Annotated in this window: 18 protein-coding genes; all 18 read right to left on the bottom strand. The window is 75.5% G+C overall.

Features of this window, described 5'->3' with window-relative positions:
• Nucleotides 1-10 precede the first annotated feature (10 nt).
• On the bottom strand, nt 11-934 hold the full coding sequence (locus tag HJG43_04995; GenBank protein ID UER54018.1) for an RluA family pseudouridine synthase: 924 nt from the start codon (nt 932-934) through the stop codon (nt 11-13).
• A complete protein-coding gene (gene lspA, locus HJG43_04990) occupies nt 927-1,484 on the bottom strand; it encodes a signal peptidase II (GenBank protein UER54017.1) in 558 nt (185 codons plus the stop codon). Before lspA ends, HJG43_04995 begins: the two co-directional genes overlap by 8 nt.
• A gap of 49 nt (nt 1,485-1,533) precedes the next feature.
• On the bottom strand, nt 1,534-2,133 hold the full coding sequence (locus HJG43_04985; GenBank protein ID UER54016.1) for a TraR/DksA family transcriptional regulator: 600 nt from the start codon (nt 2,131-2,133) through the stop codon (nt 1,534-1,536).
• Nucleotides 2,134-2,306: 173 nt separating this feature from the next.
• Nucleotides 2,307-3,017, bottom strand: coding sequence for a DivIVA domain-containing protein (locus HJG43_04980; GenBank protein UER54015.1), 711 nt, complete (start codon nt 3,015-3,017; stop codon nt 2,307-2,309).
• Nucleotides 3,018-3,111: 94 nt separating this feature from the next.
• A complete protein-coding gene (locus HJG43_04975) occupies nt 3,112-3,411 on the bottom strand; it encodes a YggT family protein (protein UER54014.1) in 300 nt (99 codons plus the stop codon).
• Between the two features lie 46 nt (nt 3,412-3,457).
• Nucleotides 3,458-3,943, bottom strand: a complete 486-nt coding sequence (gene sepF / locus HJG43_04970) for a cell division protein SepF (GenBank protein ID UER54013.1) — start codon at nt 3,941-3,943, stop codon at nt 3,458-3,460.
• 105 nt (nt 3,944-4,048) lie between these two features.
• Nucleotides 4,049-4,885, bottom strand: a complete 837-nt coding sequence (locus tag HJG43_04965; GenBank protein UER54012.1) for a YggS family pyridoxal phosphate-dependent enzyme — start codon at nt 4,883-4,885, stop codon at nt 4,049-4,051.
• Nucleotides 4,786-5,529, bottom strand: coding sequence for a peptidoglycan editing factor PgeF (gene pgeF / locus HJG43_04960; protein ID UER54011.1), 744 nt, complete (start codon nt 5,527-5,529; stop codon nt 4,786-4,788). Before pgeF ends, HJG43_04965 begins: the two co-directional genes overlap by 100 nt.
• A gap of 16 nt (nt 5,530-5,545) precedes the next feature.
• A complete protein-coding gene (ftsZ, locus tag HJG43_04955; GenBank protein UER54010.1) occupies nt 5,546-6,835 on the bottom strand; it encodes a cell division protein FtsZ in 1,290 nt (429 codons plus the stop codon).
• A gap of 236 nt (nt 6,836-7,071) precedes the next feature.
• Nucleotides 7,072-8,043: an FtsQ-type POTRA domain-containing protein gene (locus HJG43_04950; protein UER54009.1), complete on the bottom strand. Its 972-nt coding sequence runs from the start codon at nt 8,041-8,043 to the stop codon at nt 7,072-7,074.
• Nucleotides 8,040-9,461 carry a UDP-N-acetylmuramate--L-alanine ligase gene (locus tag HJG43_04945; protein UER55719.1) on the bottom strand — a complete coding sequence of 474 codons (1,422 nt, stop codon included), beginning with the start codon at nt 9,459-9,461 and terminating at the stop codon, nt 8,040-8,042. Before HJG43_04945 ends, HJG43_04950 begins: the two co-directional genes overlap by 4 nt.
• 14 nt (nt 9,462-9,475) lie before the next feature.
• Nucleotides 9,476-10,585 (bottom strand): undecaprenyldiphospho-muramoylpentapeptide beta-N-acetylglucosaminyltransferase, encoded by a 1,110-nt coding sequence (gene murG, locus HJG43_04940; GenBank protein ID UER54008.1) that lies wholly within the window; start codon nt 10,583-10,585, stop codon nt 9,476-9,478.
• The gene (ftsW, locus tag HJG43_04935) at nt 10,582-11,892 is read right to left on the bottom strand and encodes a putative lipid II flippase FtsW (protein ID UER54007.1); all 1,311 of its coding nucleotides are present in this window, start codon (nt 11,890-11,892) and stop codon (nt 10,582-10,584) included. Before ftsW ends, murG begins: the two co-directional genes overlap by 4 nt.
• Before the next feature lie 3 nt (nt 11,893-11,895).
• A complete protein-coding gene (locus HJG43_04930) occupies nt 11,896-13,437 on the bottom strand; it encodes a UDP-N-acetylmuramoyl-L-alanine--D-glutamate ligase (GenBank protein UER54006.1) in 1,542 nt (513 codons plus the stop codon).
• Nucleotides 13,419-14,504: a phospho-N-acetylmuramoyl-pentapeptide-transferase gene (locus tag HJG43_04925; protein ID UER54005.1), complete on the bottom strand. Its 1,086-nt coding sequence runs from the start codon at nt 14,502-14,504 to the stop codon at nt 13,419-13,421. The genes HJG43_04930 and HJG43_04925 overlap by 19 nt, the downstream gene beginning before the upstream one ends.
• Nucleotides 14,501-15,946: a UDP-N-acetylmuramoyl-tripeptide--D-alanyl-D-alanine ligase gene (locus tag HJG43_04920; GenBank protein UER54004.1), complete on the bottom strand. Its 1,446-nt coding sequence runs from the start codon at nt 15,944-15,946 to the stop codon at nt 14,501-14,503. Before HJG43_04920 ends, HJG43_04925 begins: the two co-directional genes overlap by 4 nt.
• Complete coding sequence (locus HJG43_04915; protein UER55718.1) at nt 15,943-17,529, bottom strand: UDP-N-acetylmuramoyl-L-alanyl-D-glutamate--2,6-diaminopimelate ligase; 1,587 nt, start codon at nt 17,527-17,529, stop codon at nt 15,943-15,945. Before HJG43_04915 ends, HJG43_04920 begins: the two co-directional genes overlap by 4 nt.
• A gap of 17 nt (nt 17,530-17,546) precedes the next feature.
• Complete coding sequence (locus tag HJG43_04910) at nt 17,547-19,316, bottom strand: penicillin-binding protein 2 (protein UER55717.1); 1,770 nt, start codon at nt 19,314-19,316, stop codon at nt 17,547-17,549.

Here is a 19,316-nt window from a genome sequence, read left to right as displayed (position 1 = left end):
GCGGAGCGAGTCAGCCGCCGGCGAGCCGGTCCAGCGCGGTCGCCAGGTCCGCGGGGTAGTCGCTGGTGAGCTCGAGCCACTGCCCGGTGCCGGGGTGCTCGAACCCCAGGCGGACGGCGTGCAGCCACTGCCGCTGCAGCCCGAGCCGGGCCGCCAGCACCGGGTCGGCACCGTAGGTGAGGTCACCGACGCACGGGTGCCGCAGCGCGGAGAAGTGCACCCGGATCTGGTGGGTGCGGCCGGTCTCCAGGTGCACCTCGACGAGGGACGCCGCACGAAAGGCCTCGAGGACCTCGTAGTGGGTGACGCTCGGCTTCCCGGCTGCGGTGACGGCCCACTTCCCGTCGTGCTGGGGGTGGCGGCCGATGGGCGCGTCGATGGTGCCGGTCAGCGGGTCCGGGTGGCCCTGGACGAGAGCGTGGTAGACCTTGTCCACGGTGCGGTCCTTGAACGCCCGCTTGAGCCGCGAGTAGGCGTACTCGCTCTTGGCGACGACCATGAGGCCGGAGGTGCCGACGTCGAGCCGGTGGACGACGCCCTGCCGCTCGGCCGCCCCCGAGGTGGCGATGGTGTAGCCGGCGGCGGCGAGTCCGCCGACGACGGTCGGGCCGGTCCAGCCCGGGCTCGGGTGCGCCGCCACCCCGACCGGCTTGTCGACGACGACGAGGTCGTCGTCGTCGTGGACGACGCGCATCCCGGGCACCGGCTCGGCCGGCACCGGGACGGTCGCCGCGTCGGGCATCTCGACCTCCACCAGGGCGCCCGCGCGCAGCCGGTCGGACTTGCCGACGACGGCACCGTCGACCCGCACTCCGCCGCCCGCGGCGAGGTCGGCGGCACGGGACCGGGACAGGCCGAGCAGGCGCGCGAGCCCGGCGTCGACCCGTTCGCCCTCCAGCCCCTCGGGGACGGGCAGCACCCGGCGCTCAGGCACCGGTCGTCTCCTGCGTGGACTCCGGCCGTCGGCGCACGCCGTCGAGGTCGATGCCGAGCAGCCCGAGCAGCACGACCAGCCCGGCAGCCACGACGATCGCGATGTCGGCGACGTTGCCGACGAACCAGTCCCCGTAGGCGATGAAGTCGACGACGTGGCCGCGACCGAACGCGGGCGGTCGGACCAGCCGGTCCACGAGGTTGCCGAGGGCGCCGCCGAGCAGGAGCCCGAGGCTGACGGCCCAGATGCGGCTGCCGAGCCGGCGGGCGGCCCGCACGATGACGACCACGACCCCCACCGCGACCAGCGTCAGCACCCACGTCATCCCGGTGGCCAGCGAGAACGCCGCACCCGGGTTGAACAGCAGCCGCAGCGACAGCAGGTTGCCCACGAGCGGGACCGAGCTGCTCTCGTCGAGGTGCTCCACGGCGAGCGCCTTGGTCAGCTGGTCGACGAGGAGGACGACGCCGGCCACGGCGGCGAGCAGGGCGAGCAGGTGGCGGCGCGGGCCGGGCGAGGCGGGGCTGCTGCCCGCGGCGGTGTCGTCCATGGCGTCGGCAAGCCTGCCATGTCGGCGGGGCCGGCATCCCGGCGCAGGGTCAGTGTCGCTCCTGCCGCTGCTTGCACGGCACGCACAGCGTCGCCCGCGGGAAGGCCTGGAGCCGCCGCTTGCCGATCGGGGCACCGCAGCTCTCGCAGGTGCCGTAGGTGCCGGCGTCGATCCGCTCGAGCGCGTGCAGGTTCTGCGCCAGCGCCTCGCGGGCGTTGTTGGCGAGCGTGATCTCGTGCTCGCGCTCGAAGGCCTTGGTCCCGCTGTCGACCTGGTCCTCGCCGCCCCCGTCGCCGGAGTCGGCGATGAGCGTGGCCAGCTGGTCCTCGGCAGCGGTGATCTCCGCCCGCAGGCGGTCCACCTCGGCCAGCAGGTCGGAGCGCACCGCCTCGAGCTCGGCAGCGGTCCACGGTGTCTCGTCCTCGCGGACCGGCAACGCGCTCGGGGGAACCTTGCTCCCCGCCTTCTTCGCCGGCACAGTCTTCTTCGCGGGCACAGTCTTCTTCGCCGTCGCCGTCTTCTTCGCGGGCACAGTCTTCTTCGCGGGCACAGTCTTCTTCGCGGGCACAGTCTTTCTCGCCGTCGCCGTCTTCTTCGCCGGCACAGTCTTCTTCGCCGGTCGCGCCTGGCCCGCGGCGGACTCCGCCATCCTCGTCGCCTCCTCCGCCCGACCCCCCGCGGGCCGACACGTGCGGCGAACAGTAGGCCCCGGCTGCGACAGGCTCAAGGCTCCACGCCGAGATCCGTCCTGCTCCCTCTACCCCCGGGACGACGACGGGCCGGGACCCGAGGGTCCCGACCCGTGGCCGCTGGTCGGACGAGTCAGCCGGAGATCGCGCCACCGGCAAAGCCGAAGCCGCCGCCCGGCTGCGGCTGCTGGGCTCCGTGACCGGACGGGACGACGGTGCCACTGCTCTCCAGCTCGCGCAGCTGGCTCTCCAGGTAGCTCTTCAGCCGGCTGCGGTACTCCCGCTCGAAGGCCCGGAGCTGGTCGATCTTCCGCTCGAGCACCGAGCGTTCCTGCTCCAGCGCGCCGAGGGTCTGACGCTGCTTCTCCTCCGCCTCGCGGACGAGGCGGGCGGCGTGCTCCTTGGCCTCTGCGACGAGCTTGTCGCGCTGCTCCTCGCCGGCCTTGACGTGGTCGTCGTGCAGCTTCTGCGCCAGGGCGAGCATGCCGGCAGCCGCCTCGGGACCACTGGAGGCCGCCGCGGGAGCGGGGGTCGCCGGCTCCGGCTCGCGGACCGCCGAGGCGGCCACGGGCGCGGGGACGGGCGGCGGGGAGGCCGGCTCGGGAGCCTCGGGCCGCTGCGGCTCCGGGGCCGTCTCGGCCCTGGCCCCGGCGCGGGTCAGCTCGCCGACGCGGCGCTCGCAGGCCGCGAGCTTCTGACGCAGCTCGTCGTTCTCCGCGTTCAGCCGACGCAGCTCGTTGACGACCTCGTCGAGGAAGTCGTCGACCTCGTCCTGGTCGTAGCCCTCGCGGAACTTCGTCGGCTGGAACCGCTTGTTGACTACTTCCTCCGGCGTCAACGCCATGTGGTCACCTCGTGACGTGAGTTCAGTGCAAAAGTGACCCTCTGATCGAGATCACCAGCGGTCACGGTAGCGGACGACGGGCGCGTGCGCCGCCTCAACCCAGCGAGACGGCAGCCGAGGCGAGGACGGACTGCAGGATCCCCGCGAGCACGAACAGGATGATAAACGCAAGGTCGAGCTGGACCTGGCCCAGTCGCACCGGCCTGACGACGCGGCGGATGGCGCGCAGCGGAGGGTCGGTGAGGCTGTAGACCGTCTCCGCGACGACCAGCAGGGCTCCGCGCGGACGCCAGTCGCGGGAGAAGACCTGGATCCAGTCGAAGACCAGGCGTCCGAACAGGACGAGGATGTACAGCCAGACGAGGAAGGAGAGGACTCCGAAGATCGCACCCACGCGGGTCAGTGTCCCAGGTGCCCGGCGGGCCGGCGTCCTGCGGGCGTCAGGACTGGTTGAACAGCCCGGACGGCTGGGTCCCGGTCCGGTCGGCGCCGTCGACCTCGATGTTCTCCGGGGAGAGCAGGAACACCTTGCTCGTCACCCGCTCGATGCTGCCGCGCAGGCCGAACACCAGGCCGGCCGAGAAGTCCACCAGACGCTTGGCGTCGGAGTCCTGCATGTCGGTGAGGTTCATGATCACCGGGACGCCGTCGCGGAAGCTCTCGCCGATGCTCCTGGCGTCGTTGTAGGTCCGCGGGTGGATCGTGGTGATCCGGCGCAGGTCGCTGACCGGCTCGGCCACCACCCGGGTCACCCGGTCGCGGGTGATCGGGGTGACCTGGGCACGGCGGGGCTCCGGACGCTCGGCACGGTCCTGGTGCGTGTCGCTCACCGGCTGCTCCTCGTCGTGGCCGTCGTAGGACTCGTAGCGCTCGTCCTCCTCGGCGAGCCCGAGGTAGACCATCGTCTTGCGCAGCGCGCCTGCCATCGTCTGCTCCTCGTCCTGCGACTGTTCCTGCCGCTGTCCTGCGGCCGTCCTGTGACCGTGCCGTCCTGGGGTGCCTCGGGTACGGGCGGACCCGACGCGGCGACGCTACTGCAGCGGTGGCCGGGATCCGAGGACCGCGCTGCCGACACGCAGGTGTGTCGCGCCGGCCGCCACGGCGTCCTCGAGGTCGCCGCTCATCCCGGCGGAGACCGCCGAGGCGCCCGGGTACACCTGCCGCAGCTGCGCCCCGATCCGGACCAGCCGCTCGAACGCCGGGCGGGCCGGTCCCCGCCGCGGGGCGACTCCCATCACCCCGCGCAGTCGCAGCCGCGGCTCGGAGGCGACGGCCTCGGCCAGTGCGGCGACACCGGCCGGCGCGACCCCGCCGCGGCGGGCGGCCTCGGCCGGGTCGGTGTCCAGGCCCACCTGCACCAGCACCTCGAGGGTCCGCCCCGCGCGCTCGGCGCCCCGGGCCAGGGCGGGGACCAGCCGCACCCGGTCCACCGAGTGCACCCAGGCCGCGTAGGAGGCGACCGAGGCGGCCTTGTTCGTCTGCAGCCGGCCGACGAAGTGCCACCGCAGGTCGAGGTCGGCGAGCTCGGCGGCCTTGGCCGCTGCCTCCTGGTCGCGGCTCTCCCCCACGTCCCGGACGCCGAGACCGGCCAGCGCGCGGACGTCGGCGGCCGGGAAGGTCTTCGTCACCACGACGAGGTGGACGTCCCGAGGGTCGCGGCCGGCGGCGGCGCACGCAGCGTCGATGCGGGCGTGCACCGTCTCCAGCCCGGCGCGCAGCGCGGCGACCCGCTCCTCGTCCACCTGCTTCTCGTCCACCCGCTCCTCGCTCAGCGCAGGCTGCCGTCGTCCAGCCAGGCCAGGCCGGCGAACCGCCCGGTCACCCCGTCCCGCCGGTAGCTGTACAGGTCCGGGTCCTCGAACGTGCACCCCGGCACCTGCTCCACCTCGGCGCCGGCGTCGAGCAGCTGCGCGTGCACGCCGGCGGCGACGTCGAGCCCGGGGGTGCCCCACCGCGTGGTCGTGGCCGTCACCGGGTGGTCGGCGGCGACCTCGTCGCGCAGCTCGGCCGGCACCTCGTAGCAGGCCCCGCAGACCGAGGGCCCGATCGTGGCCAGCACACGCCCGGCGCCCAGGGAGCGCATCCGTTCGAGCGTGGCCGGGACCACTGCGGCGACGAGCCCCCGCCGTCCGGCGTGGGCGACCGCGACCAGCCCCTCGTCGGGGGCCACCATCATGACCGGCACGCAGTCGGCGACGAGCACCGCCAGCACCGTGCCGGGCTCGCCGGTGACGAGCGCGTCGGCCTCGGGAGGACCGGCCGGCCACGGGCCGTGGACCGTCTCGACGCCGGCGCCGTGCACCTGCCGGGCGACGACGAGCCGCTCGACGGGCACCCCGATCACCGCCGCGAGCCGGCGGCGGTTCTCGGCCACGTCGTCCGGGTCGTCGCCGACGTGCTCGGCCAGGTCGAGGCCGGCCCACGGGCCGCGGCTGACGCCGCCGGCCCGTGAGGTGAGCGCCCTCACGACCCGTCCCCGCGGGCCGGGGTCGGCGGTGGACCAGCGGAGCACCGGCGGTCCCGGTGGCTCAGGGCCGCAGGAAGTCGGGGACGTCGAGGTCGTCGTCCTCAGCGCGCGCGGACCGGGGCTCGGGCTCGACCACCCGGGGCACCTGGACGGGCTCACGGTCCGCGCGGTCCGGGGACGCCGCCGACCCGGTGGCCGCCGTGTCCTCCCCGGCGCCGACCGCTGCCCCGGGACGACCCGGCCCGGACGGGGTGAACTGCACCCCGCCGTCGGTCGGGGCGCCGTGCTGGGTCGCCCCCTGGGAGGCGGTGTGCGGGCGGGCCCCGGCCGGGGCGGCCCCGTTTCCGTTCACCGACCGGCCGGAGACCTGCCCCAGGGCCCGGTCGTCACGGCGCCGGTTCGGCGTCCCGCCGTCGAAGCCGGCGGCGATGACGGTGACCCTGACCTCGTCGCCGAGGGCGTCGTCGATGACCGCGCCGAAGATGATGTTCGCCTCCGGGTGGGCCGCCTCCTGCACCAGCCGGGCCGCCTCGTTGATCTCGAACAGCCCGAGGTCCGAGCCGCCCTGGATGGACAGCAGCACGCCGTGGGCGCCGTCGATGCTCGCCTCGAGCAGCGGGGAGGAGATCGCCAGCTCCGCGGCCTGGACGGCCCGGTCCTCCCCACGCGCCGAGCCGATGCCCATGAGGGCGCTGCCGGCGTTCGACATCACCGACTTGACGTCGGCGAAGTCCAGGTTGATGAGGCCCGGCGTGGTGATCAGGTCGGTGATGCCCTGGACGCCGGAGAGCAGGACCTGGTCGGCGGACCGGAAGGCGTCCAGGACGCTGACGTTGCGGTCGCTGATGGACAGCAGCCGGTCGTTGGGGATGACGATGAGGGTGTCGACCTCCTCGCGGAGCTCGGCGATACCGGTCTCGGCGCTGTTCGCGCGTCGCCGGCCCTCGAAGGTGAACGGCCGGGTGACCACGCCGATGGTCAGGGCGCCGAGCTGGCGGGCGATCCGGGCGACGACCGGGGCGCCGCCGGTCCCGGTGCCGCCGCCCTCACCGGCGGTGACGAACACCATGTCGGCGCCCTTGAGGACCTCCTCGATCTCCTCGGCGTGGTCCTCGGCGGCCCTCTTGCCGACGTCCGGGTCGGCCCCGGCGCCCAGGCCGCGGGTGAGCTCACGACCCACGTCGAGCTTGACGTCGGCGTCGCTCATGAGCAGGGCCTGGGCGTCGGTGTTGATGGCGATGAACTCGACACCCTTCAGACCGACCTCGATCATCCGGTTGACCGCGTTCACGCCACCGCCGCCGATGCCGACGACCTTGATGACCGCGAGGTAGTTCTGCGGTGCTGCCACGGGGTCTTCTCGCCTTCGTCCGAGAGTTGGTCGGGCCGGTCGGCCCGCTGGGTAGGGGGTTCTTCCACGCCGCGGTGCGGGCCCGGTCGCCGGACCCTCACCTTCAGGTAGAGGGTTATAGTTATGTCAACTACGTCGTGTCCCGGACGCTAGGAGGCAACGGCGCCGAGGGACAACCCGCCACGCCGGGACACACGGATTCGGTTGCGGTTTTCTCGCCGGCGCCGGGTGCCGGCTCAGTCCGCGGCGCGGGTGACCGGCACGAGCGGTGCGCTGACGTCGTACACCTCGGCCGGCTGGCCGCGCAGCGCCTGGAGCACCTGGGCCTTGAGCGCGTTGTCGTCCGCGCTCCCCCACACGACGGCGGCGCCGTCCCGCATCGTCAGCCGGACGTCGTCCCGGCTGACGGCGCCCACGGAGGCGACGTCCGCGGCGAGCTCGGCCGGCAGCGCGGTGACGACCTCGATGGCGGCGGCCAGCGCGCGCCCGGAGGCGTCCGGGTCGCCGGAGACGTCGACGTCCAGCACCGGCAGGTCCGGCGGGGCGTCGTCCTGGTGGGCCACGACGACGGCCTCCAGGTCGACCAGCGCGAACCCGTCGTCGGCCGGGACGGCCGCGACCGGGACGCGCTCGACCAGGCGCACCTCGAGGGTCCGCGGCCAGGCCCGCACGACGTCCACCTCCTTGACCAGGGGCAGCCCGGCGACGTCCTCCTCCAGGGCGCCGGTGTCGACCCGGGCCAGCGGGGTGCCGACCGCGGGCTCCACCAGGGCGACGACCTCGGCCCGGGGGACCCGGTCGTTCCCGACCACCCCGACCTCCCGGACGGCGAGCAGCGGGGAGGCCAGGACGGCCCACCCGGCCACGGCGACCAGGGCCGCGGCGGCCAGCGCGAGGAGCACGGGCCGCCAGGACAGCCGCCGGGCCGCCCGGGCGCGGGCGGCGAACCGGGCCGCGGAGCCGGGCACCAGCGGGCCGTGACCGGACGACCGGCCACCGGCCGTCGGGGTGGCCGCCCGCGAGGTGGTGCGGTCCGGTGGCGCGCTGCGGGCAGGCCGGGCAGGCCGGGCAGCGGGGGCAGGCCGCGGGCGACCGGTGCGCACCGGTGCGGCCGGGGAGGCGCTGCGGACGTCGGCGTCCTGGCGGGACGACGTCCCCCCCGCGCCGGCGGGACGCCGGCGGACGGGCGGCGTCGGTCGCCGGCTCACGCCGTGTGCTCCCGCTCGCGGTCCTGGTCGAGCAGCGCCAGCACCTCCGGACCGATCATCGTCACGTCTCCGGCCCCGACGGTGAGCACGACGTCCCCGGGCTGGACGAGCCTGGCGACCTCCCCGGCCACCGCCGACCAGGACGGCACGTACCGGACGTGGCCGGGCGGCAGGTCGACGGCCCGGGCCACCAGCTCGCCGGTGACGCCGGCGACCGGGTCCTCCCGGGCGGCGTAGACGTCCATGACGACGACCTCGTCGGCGCCCGACAGGGCCGCCCCGAACTCGTCGGCGAAGTCGAGGGTCCGGCTGTACAGGTGCGGCTGGAACACGACGACGAGCCGGCCGCCGTCGGCGACGGTCCGTCCGGTGGCGACCGCCGCGGCCACCTTGGCCGGGTTGTGCGCGTAGTCGTCGTAGACGCGTACCCCACCGGCGCCGCCGCGCGGCTCGAACCGCCGCCTGGTGCCGGCGTAGGCCTCCAGGCCCTCGAGGGCGACGGCGGGCGCCACGCCGAGGGTGACCGCCGCGGCGTAGGCGGCGCCGGCGTTGAGGGCGTTGTGGTGACCGGGCACCCGCAGCAGCGCGTCGCCGACCCGCCGCCCCCGGTCGACGACGGTGAGGGCGACCCGTCCACCCCGCGGCGTGACGTCGGTGAGCCGGACGTCGGCGTCCGGGTGCTCGCCGTAGCTCAGGACGCGGCGGCCCTCGCTGCGAGCCAGGTCGGCGAGCCGGGCGGCGCCGGGGTCGTCGAGGCAGGTGACGAGCACGCCGTCACCGACGATCCGCCGGCTGAACTCGGCGAACGCCGCCTCGACGGCGGCCGCGGTGCCGTAGTGGTCGAGGTGGTCGGGCTGGACGTTCGTCACCACCGACAGCTCGGGCCGGTAGACGAGGAACGACGCGTCGCTCTCGTCCGCCTCGGCGACGAAGACCTCGCCGGTGCCGTCGTGGGCGTTCGTGCCCGCGGTGGCGAGGTCGCCGCCGATGGCGAAGGACGGGTCCCAGCCGGCGTGCTGCAGGACGACGGTGAGCATCGAGGAGGTGGTGGTCTTGCCGTTCGTCCCCGCCACGGCGACGCCGCGGCGGCCCTGCATGACCGCGTGCAGGGCCTGGGAGCGGTGCAGCACGGTGAGCCCGCGCCGGCGGGCCTCCACCAGCTCGACGTTGTCGTCCCGGATCGCCGAGGACGCGACGACCGTGCGGGCCCGGGCGACCCGCGCCGGGTCGAAGCCGGTGGCGACGTCGCCGCCGAGGGCACGCAGTGCCGCGAGCACCGGCAGGTCCTTGGCGTCGCTGCCACTGACCGGGACGCCCCTGGCCAGCAGGATGCGGGCGATCCCCGACATCCCCACGCCGCCGACCCCGACGAAGTGCACCGGCCCGAGGTCGCGGGCGGGGGGCACCGGGGCGGACAGGTCGAACCGCGGGCTCACCGCGCGCCCCCCCGGGCAGCGGCGACCCGGCGGACGACGGCGGCGAGCCGCTCGTCGCCGTCCCGGACCCCCAGCGCCGCCGACCGCCGCGCGGTCTCGGCGAGCGCGGCGCGGTCGGCGAGCAGCGGCAGCAGCCGGGCCCGGGCCCACTGCGGGGTGAACTCGGCGTCCTCGACGAGCAGCCCGCCACCGGCCCGGACGACGGGCTCGGCGTTGAGCCGCTGCTCCCCGTTGCCGATCGGCAGCGGGACGTAGACGGCGGGCAGGCCGACGGCGGTGACCTCGCAGACCGTCCCGGCGCCGGCCCGGCCGACGACGAGGTCGGCGGCCGCGTAGGCGAGGTCCATCCGTTCGAGGTACTCCCGGACGACGTACGGCACGTCGGCGGGCCGGTCGGCGGGCAGGTCGACCGACTTGCCGGCGCCGCACCCGTGCAGCACCTGGACGCCGGCCGCGGCGAGGTCCGGGGCGACGGCGGCGACGGTGCTGTTGAGGCGCTGGGCCCCCAGGCTCCCCCCGTACACGAGCAGCGTCGTGAGGTCCGGGCGCAGACCGAAGTGCTCGCGGGCAGCGGTCCGGGCCGCCTCGCGGTCGAGCCCGCGGATCTCCGGTCGCATCGGCAGACCGGTCAGCTCGGCGCGCGGCAGCGGGGTGTCCGCGAAGGTGACCGCGACGGCGTCGGCGAACCGGGCGCCGAGCCGGTTGGCCAGACCTGGCCGCCGGTTCTGCTCGTGGACGACGAGGGGGACCCGGCGCCGGCGGGCGGCGAGGTAGGCCGGGGCTGCCACGTACCCGCCGAAGCCGACGACGACGTCGGCACCGACCCGGTCGACGGCGTCCTGCGCGGCGCGCACGGCGCCACGCAGCCGTCCGGGCAGCCGGAGGAGGTCCGCGCCGGGCCGCCGTGGCATCGGCACCCGGGGCACGACGGCGAGCTCGTAGCCGCGCTCGGGGACCAGGCGGGCCTCCAGACCCTGCGTGGTGCCCAGCACGAGCACCCGCGTCCTGGGGTCGTCGGCCCGCAACCGGTCGGCGGTGGCGAGCAGCGGGGCGACGTGGCCGGCGGTGCCCCCGCCGGCGAGCAGGACCGCGAGGCCCTCGCTCACCGCGGGCCTCCACGGCGTGGGCGCGGGGCCGGCCGGGAGCCGGGCCCGGCCCCGGCCGGGGTGCGCAGCGGGACGACGGCCAGCGAGCGCCGGACGACGCCCGGCCGGGCCTGCAGGGCCTCCCGAGCGCCCGGCTCGGCGCGGGCGAAGGACAGCACCATGCCGAGCGCCACGAGCGTGGACACCAGCGCCGACCCGCCGGCCGACACCAGCGGCAACGGGACCCCGATGACGGGCAGGAGGCCGAGCACCACGCCGATGTTGATCATCGCCTGGCCCACCACCCAGGCGAGCACCCCGGCTGTGGTGATCTTGACGAACAGGTCGTCGGTGCGGCGCACGACCCGGGCGAAGGCGACTCCCATCGCCGCGAACAGCAGGATGACGACGGTGGTGCCGGGCAGTCCCAGCTCCTCACCGATGATGGCGAAGATGAAGTCGTTGTGCGCCTCGGGCAGCCACGACCACTTCTCCCGGCTCGCACCCAGTCCGACCCCCCACCAGCCGCCGGACGCCAGCGCCCACTTGCCGTGGGTGGTCTGCCAGCACGCACCCCAGTAGTCCGTGCACTCGGCGGACAGCCAGGAGTCGATCCGCTGCATCCGGTTGGGGCTGGTGACGACGAGCGCCGCGGCCGCGGCACCGGCCAGCCCGAGCGCGACGGCGAACATCCGCGCCGGGACCCCGGCGACGAACAGGGCGCCGCCGACGATGGCCAGCAGGACGAGCGCCGTGCCGAGGTCGTTGCCCATGAGGACGAGCCCGACGACGAGACCGGCGAACGGGCCGACCGGCACGAGCACGTGCGCCCAGCTGCTCAGCAGGTGCCGCTTGCGGGCCAGCACCGCACCGAGCCAGACGGCGAGGGCGAGCTTGGCCGCCTCCGACGGCTGGGCCCGCACCCCGGCGACCTCGATCCAGTTCGTGTTGCCCTTGACCCCCACGCCGAGCGGGGTGAGGACGAGGAGCTGACCGATCAGGGCGAGGCCGAGCAGCGGCCAGGCCCACCGCTTCCAGGCGCGCACCGGGACCCGGGATGCCGCCCACATGAGCAGCACGCCGACCGCGGCGAACACCGCCTGGCGGGAGAACACCGCGAACGAGGAGCCGCTGGCCGCGTAGGACTCGACGCTCGAGCTCGACAGCACCATGACCAGGCCGATGCCGACGAGCAGCAGGGTCGAGCCGAGCAGCAGGTAGTAGCTGGTGACCGGGGTCTCCCAGCGGGTGAGCCGGTCGACGAGCGCGGTCGACCACGACCGGCCGCGCTGCTCCGGGGTGCGGGGCGGGGCGGTGAGCACGGCCATGGCTCAGCCCTCGGCGCCGGGGTGGGTGGCGCGGACCCGGGCCCGGACGGCGTGGGCGAAGGCGTCCCCGCGGGAGGCGTAGTCCCGGAACTGGTCCATGGAGGCGCACGCGGGCGCCAGCAGGACCGTGTCGCCGGGTTGCGCCATCGCCGCCGCGGCGCGGACCGCGTCGTCCATCACGGCGCGCCCGGCGGCGCTCGAGGGAACCGGCACCCGCCCAGTCTCGCCGGGGTCGACCTCGACGACGGGGACATCCGGTGCGTGTCGCCTCAGCGCTGCGCGCAGCGGCTCACGGTCCACGCCGATGAGAACGACCCCTCGCAGCCGGTCGCGGTGGTGGCGGACCAGGTCGTCGAAGGCGGCGCCCTTGGCCAGGCCACCGGCCACCCAGACGACCGGGCCGAACGCGGCCAGGGACGCGTCGGCGGCGTGCGGGTTCGTGGCCTTGGAGTCGTCGACCCAGTCCACCCCGGCCACGGAGGCGACCCGGGTGATGCGGTGCGGGTCGGGACGGAACCCCCGCAGCCCGTCGCGGACGGCGGCGGCCGGCACGCCGTGGGCGCGGGCGAGCGCCGCGGCGGCCAGCGCGTTGGCGACGGTGTGCGGGGGCACCGGGGCGCCGTCCGGGGAGAGGTCGGCCAGGGTCGCCAGCTCGGCCGCGGACGTGCGCCGCTCGGGGACGAACGCCCGGTCCGCCAGCACGTCGTCGACGACGCCCAGCATCGACACGTCCGGCACGTCGAGGGTGAAACCGACGGCCCGGCACCCGTCGACGACGTCGGCCTCCCGGACCAGCCGCTCGGTCGTCGGGTCCTGGAGGTTGTACACGCAGGCCACCTGGGTGCGCTCGTACACCCGCCCCTTGGCCGCGACGTAGGCCTCCATCGAGCCGTGCCAGTCGACGTGGTCGGGCGCGACGTTGAGGCAGGCGCTGGCCCGCGGCGCCGGGGACGACGCCCAGTGCAGCTGGAAGCTCGAGAGCTCGACGGCGATCACGTCGTAGGGGTCGGGGTGCAGCACCGCCTCCAGCAGCGGGGTGCCGACGTTGCCGGCCGCGGTGGTCCGCAGACCGGCGGCCTGCAGGACGGCGGTGAGCATCCGCACCGTGGTCGTCTTGCCGTTCGTCCCGGTCAGGGTCAGCCACGGCGCGCCCCCGGTGGGCGGGCGCATCCGCCAGGCGAGCTCGACCTCTCCCCAGACCGGGACGCCGGCCGCGGCGGCGGCGGCCAGTGCCGGCGCGGTGGGCCGCCAGCCCGGGGAGGTGACGACGACCTCGGGGGCCGCGCCGTCGACGTCCGGGAGACCGGCGGTGGCCTGCGGGCCGAGCCGGACGTCGGCCCCCAGCACGCGCAGCAGGTCCGCCCGGTCCCGCTGCTCGGGTCCGTCCCGCTCGTCGAGCACGCTCACCCGGGCGCCGCGCTCGGCGAGCGCGGCGGCGGCGGCGAGCCCGCTGACCCCCAGGCCGGTGACGACCACCCGCAGACCGGACCAGTCGGCGTCCGCGGAGGTCAGCGTGTCCGTGCGGCTCACAACCGCACCAGCCACTCGGCGTAGAAGATCCCCAGCCCGAGGGCCACGAACAGCCCGGCGATGATCCAGAACCGGATCACGATGGTCACCTCGGCCCAGCCCACGAGCTCGAAGTGGTGCTGCAGCGGGGCCATCCGGAAGACCCGTCTGCCGGTGAGCTTGAACGAGGCGACCTGGATGAGGACCGACAGCGTGATGATGACGAACAGCCCGCCGAGCAGGATGAGCAGCAGCTCGGTGCGGGTGGTGATGGCCAGCCCGGCCAGCGCCCCGCCCAGGGCCAGGGAGCCGGTGTCACCCATGAAGATCTTCGCCGGGGACGCGTTCCACCACAGGAAGCCGAACGTGGCGCCGGTGAGGGCGGCGGCGACCACGGCCAGGTCCCGGGGGTCGCGGACCTCGTAGCAGTTCGGGCCGGCCTGGGCGACGAGCTGGCAGGACTGGTTGGACTGCCACAGCCCGATGAGCACGTAGGCGCCGGCGACGAACGCGGTGGCGCCGGTGGCCAGGCCGTCGAGACCGTCGGTGAGGTTCACCCCGTTGCTCGTCGCGGCGACCATGAGCTGGGCCCACAGCACGAACAGCAGCATCCCCACGAAGGTGCCGGCGAAGGCCAGGTCGAGGTTGGTGTCCCGGATGAAGGAGATCTTCGTCGAGGCCGGGGTGCGCCACGCCTCGTTGGGGAACTGGAGCGCCAGCACCGCGAACACGACGGCGACGAGGGACTGGCCGACGAGCTTGGGCACCGTCCGCAGGCCGAGGCTGCGCTGCTTGGTGATCTTGATGAAGTCGTCGAGGAACCCGACGAAGCCCAGGCCCACCATGAGGCCCAGGACGAGCAGTGCGCTGGCGGTCACCCCGGTGCCGGTGAGGGCGTGGGCGAGCAGGTAGCCGACGACGGTGGCACCGATCATCACGGCACCGCCCATCGTCGGGGTGCCGCGCTTCGTGTGGTGCGTCGTGGGCCCGTCGTCGCGGATGAACTGCCCGTAGCCCCGCTTGACGAGGAAGCGGATGTACAGCGGCGTGCCGAACAGGGACAGCAGCAGCGAGATGCCCGCGGCACCGAGGACGGTCCTCACCGGACCACCTCGCCGGCGTCGTCCGGGCGGTGCCCGCCGGCGGCCAGGCGCTCACCGAGGGCGTGCAGGCCCACCGCGTTCGACGCCTTGACCAGGACGACGTCGCCCGGGCGCAGCTCCTCGGCGAGCAGCGCCTCGGCCGCGGCGACGTCCGGGACGGCGAGCGACTCCTCGCCCCAGGAGCCCTCGTGCGCGGCCCCGGTGTGCACGGCGCGGGCGCCGGCACCGACGGCGACGAGCCGAGACACGTCGAGCCGCACGGCGAGCCGGCCGACGGCGTCGTGCTCGGCCGCCGAGGACTCCCCGAGCTCGAGCATCTCCCCGAGGACCGCCCAGGTCCGCCGGCCGCGGCCGATGGCGACGAGCGCCTTGAGCGCGGCCCGCACCGACTCCGGGTTGGCGTTGTAGGCGTCGTTGATGACGGTGACGCCGTCGGGGCGCTCGGTGACCTCCATCCGGTAGCGGCTGGCCGGCTCCGCGGCGCTCAGCGCCTCGGCGACGGCGGGCAGCTCCAGGCCGAGGGCGAGCGCGACGGTGGCGGCGGCCAGCGCGTTGGGCACCTGGTGCTCGCCGTACAGCCGCAGGCGGACCGGCGCGCTGCCGGCGGGGGTGACGAGGGTGAGGACCGGGCGGCCGGCGTCGAGGTCGACGTCCTGCGCGCGGATCGTGGCGCGGGCGGACTCGCCGAACCAGTGGACCGCGGCGGTGGTCCGCGTCGCCATCCGGGCGACGAGGTCGTCGTCGGCGTTGAGGACGGCGACGCCGCCCCGCCGGGCGGGCGGCAGCGCCTCGACGAGCTCGCCCTTGGCCCGGGCGGTGCCCTCCCGGGAGCCGAACTCGCTCAGGTGCGCGCTGCCGACGTTGAGGACGACCCCGACCCGGGGCGGGACGACCTGGCACAGGTGGGCGATGTGCCCGACCCCGCGGGCGCCCATCTCGACGACGAGGAAGCGGGTCTGCTCGTCGGCCCGCAGCACGGTCAGCGGGACGCCGACCTCGTTGTTGAACGACCCGGACGGCGCGACCGTGGGGCCGGCGGCCCCGAGCACCGCGGCCAGCAGGTCCTTGGTGGAGGTCTTGCCGGAGGAACCGGTCAGGGCGACGACGTCGAGCCCCGGCGCACTGCCGGGACGGGGGGCGGTGAGCCGGTCGACCACGGCCCGGGCCAGGGCGCCCAGGGCACCGGTCCCCGAGCCGACGACGACGCACGGCACGTCGAGCTCGCGCTCGGCGAGCACGGCGACGGCGCCCTGGCCGACCGCCGCGGCGGCGAAGTCGTGCCCGTCGGCGCGCTGGCCGGGCAGCGCCACGAACAGCGCCCCCGGTGCGGCCTGCCGGGAGTCGACGACGACCGGGCCGGTGACGACGCTGTCGGGGGCGGCGCCGCCGGCGAGCCGGCCGCCGACGGCGTCGGCGACCTCGGCGAGGGTCAGCGGGATCACCGGCCCGCCTCCGGCGCCACGGCGGCCCGGGCCGCGAGGGCCGCCCGCAGCACGACCCGGTCGTCGAACGGGTGCACCGTCCCGTCCACCTCCTGACCGCTCTCGTGGCCCTTGCCGGCGAGGAGCACCGTGTCCTGCGGGCCGGTGGTCGCGGCGAGCGCGACGGCGACCGCCTCGGCGCGGTCGGGGACCTCGAGGACGTCGGCCCCACCGGCGGCGCGCGCCCCCTGCAGCACGGCCGCCCGGATGGTCGCCGGGTCCTCCGAGCGCGGGTTGTCGTCGGTGACGACGACGAGGTCGGCCCCGCGGGCCGCGGCCTCACCCATCGCCGGGCGCTTGCCGGGGTCCCGGTCCCCGCCCGCGCCGAGGACGACGACGAGCCGGCCGGGTGTGGCGGGGCGCAGCGCCCGCAGCGCGGCGGCCAGGGCGTCGGGGGTGTGGGCGTAGTCGACGAGCGCCAGCGGCTCCCCGGGGGCACCGGTGCGCACCGGTTCCATCCGGCCCGGCACGCCGGGGGCGCCGGCGAGCCCGGCCGCCGCCGCCTCGGGGTCCAGGCCCGCCTCGAGCAGGACGACGAACGCCAGGGCGGTGTTGGCCACGTTGAAGTCGCCGGGCAGGGGGCTGACGAGCCGGTGCCGGCGTCCGTCGCGGTGCCGGAGGGTGAACGCGGTGGTGGTCCCGGAGGGGTCCGGCTGCCCCGGTCCGGCCGTCCAGTCCGCGTCGGCGTCCGGCCGGGTCGTCACCGTCACGACCGGGACGGCCGCCTGGCGGGCCAGCCGGCGTCCCCACTCGTCGTCGACGCACACGACGCCGCGCCGGGACCGCGCCGGGGTGAACAGCGTGGCCTTGGCGGCGTAGTAGTCGGCCATGTCCCGGTGGAAGTCCAGGTGGTCCTGGGACAGGTTGGTGAAGGCGGCGACGTCGTACACGACGCCGTCCACGCGGTGCAGGGCCAGGGCGTGGCTGGACACCTCCATCGAGCAGGCGGTGACGCCGCGCTCGCGCATGACGGCGAGCAGGGCGTGCACGTCCGGCGACTCCGGGGTGGTCCGCGAGCTGGGCACCCGCTCGTCGCCGACCCGGACCTCGACGGTGCCGACCAGACCGGTGCGGCGGCCGGCGGCGCGCAGGGCGGCGTCGAGCAGGTGGACGGTGGTGGTCTTCCCGTTCGTCCCGGTGACGCCGAGCAGCAGCAGGTCCGCCGCCGGGCGCCCGTAGACGTCGGCGGCGAGGGCGCCGAGCACGGCCCGCGGGTCGGCCACGACGAGGGCGGGCAGCCCGGCGCCGCCCACCCGCTGCACCCCGGCGAGATCGGTGACCGCGGCCACGGCACCGGCGGCCGCGGCCTGCGCGGCGAAGTCGGCGCCGTGCGCCCGGGCGCCGGGCAGGGCCGCGTACAGGTCCCCGGGGCGGACCTGCCGGGAGTCCAGGGTGACCCCGTGCACGACGGTGTCACCGGCCGTGCCCGGCCGGAGCACGGCGCCCACGGAGTCGGCGAGGTCGGCGAGGGTGCGCCCCGGGACGCGGGCCGGCCGGGGCAGGCCGGGGCTCCCGTGGTCGGACCTCCGGGCGGGGGTCGGCACGGCGGCGAGGCTAGCGCTCACTGCCACTCCATCGGCGGCAGGTCGGGCTCCTCGACGCTGGGCGGGACCCGCAGCTCCTGCAGCGCGTAGGTCATGACGTCGGAGAACACGGGTGCGGCCACGGTACCGCCGTAGTGGGCGTTCTTCGGCCGCTGGAGGGTGACGGCGACGACCACCTGGGGATCCTCGGCCGGGGCCATCCCGATGAAGGAGCTGGTGTAGCCGCTGTACCCGCGGCCGTTCTCCTTGGGCGCCTGCGCGGTCCCGGTCTTGCCAGCCACCCGGTAACCGGGCACGGCGGCGTTGGCGCCGGTGCCGTCCTCGCCGACGGCGCCCTCGAGCATCTCCCGGACGGCGCGGGCGGTCTGCGGGCTCACCACGCGCACCGACTCCGGCTCGGGGGCCGGGTGGTAGGTGCCGTCCGGGTCGGTGGTGCCGGCCACCAGGCGGGGGGCGACCCGGACGCCGTCGTTGGCGATGGTGGCGAACACCTGGGCCGCCTGGAGCATGTTGAGCGAGAAGCCCTGCCCGAACAGGACGGCGTACTTCGTCCGGCCGTCCCAGTCCTCGGCGTCGTGCAGGATGCCGCTCGTCTCACCGGGGAAGTTCAGCCCGGTCGGCTGGCCGATGCCGAACGCGCGCAGGTAGTCGTACCGCTGCTGCACCGACAGCCGCTCCCCGACCATGACCGTGCCGGTGTTCGAGGACTTGCCGAGCACCCCGGCGAAGGTGAGCTGCTGGACGCCGTGGGGGGAGGAGTCGCGGAACGTCTGCCCGTTCGACGTGGTGTACCGGTAGGGGACGGACAGCTTCTCCGTCGGTGTCGTGACGCCCTCCTCGAGGGCCGCCGCCGCGGTGATCACCTTCGCGGTCGAGCCGGGCTCGATGACGTCGCTCAGCGCCCGGGTGCCGCGGTCCTCGGCGGGCGTCGACGCGGGGTCGTTGGGGTCGACGTTCGGTGCCTCGGCGAAGGCCAGCAGCTCCCCGCTGTCCACGTCGATGGCGACCACCGACCCCCACTCGGCGTCCATCTCCTCGACCTGCTCGGTGAGCACCTGCTCGGCGTACCACTGCAGGTCCCGCCGCAGCGTGAGCCGGACGTCGCCGCCGGGGACCGGCGGCACCTCGGCGGCCTCGTCGGTCCAGATCCGCTCACCGGTGCGGCCCTGCTCGTACCGGCGCATCCCGTCGGTGCCGGCGAGCACCTCGTCGTGGGTCATCTCCAGGCCGGCCAGCGGGGTGCCGTCGCTGCCGAGGAAGCCGAGCAGGTTGCCCGCCACGTTCCCGGCCGGGTAGACGCGGTCGAAGGCCGGCTCGCTGAGGATGCCGGGGATCTGCAGGGCGGCGACCTCCCGCCACACCTGGGGGGTGACCCCCTTGGCGACGTAGGCGAACGGGCGGTCGCCGGTGATCCGCTCGGCGACCTCCTCGACCTCCAGCCCGAGCAGCGGGGCGAGGTCCTCGGCGGCGCCCTGCACCCCGACGGTCTGCACGCTGTCGCCGACCCGCTTGCGGTACTCACCGACCACCCGCTGGTCGACGGTGACGTTCCGGCGCTCGACGGTGCCGGCCAGCACGACGCCGTCCGCGTCGGTGATGTCACCGCGGACGGCGGGGACCGTGTGCTCCTGCAGCCGGTTGCCGAGGGCCTCGGCCGCCAGCGCGGAGGCGTCGAGCCCCTGGATCTGCACGAGCCGGCCGACGAACAGGCTGAGCACGAACAGGACGGCGAGCAGCGTGATCCGCAGCCGGCGGTCGGGGGACCCGAGCCGGGGGGCGGACCGCAG

It is taken from the genome of Kineosporiaceae bacterium SCSIO 59966 (genome assembly GCA_020881835.1).
Classification (GTDB): Bacteria; Actinomycetota; Actinomycetes; order Actinomycetales; family SCSIO-59966; genus SCSIO-59966.
Note: the sequence above shows the minus strand (reverse complement) of the source record. Positions and strands in the feature narration are given on the sequence as shown.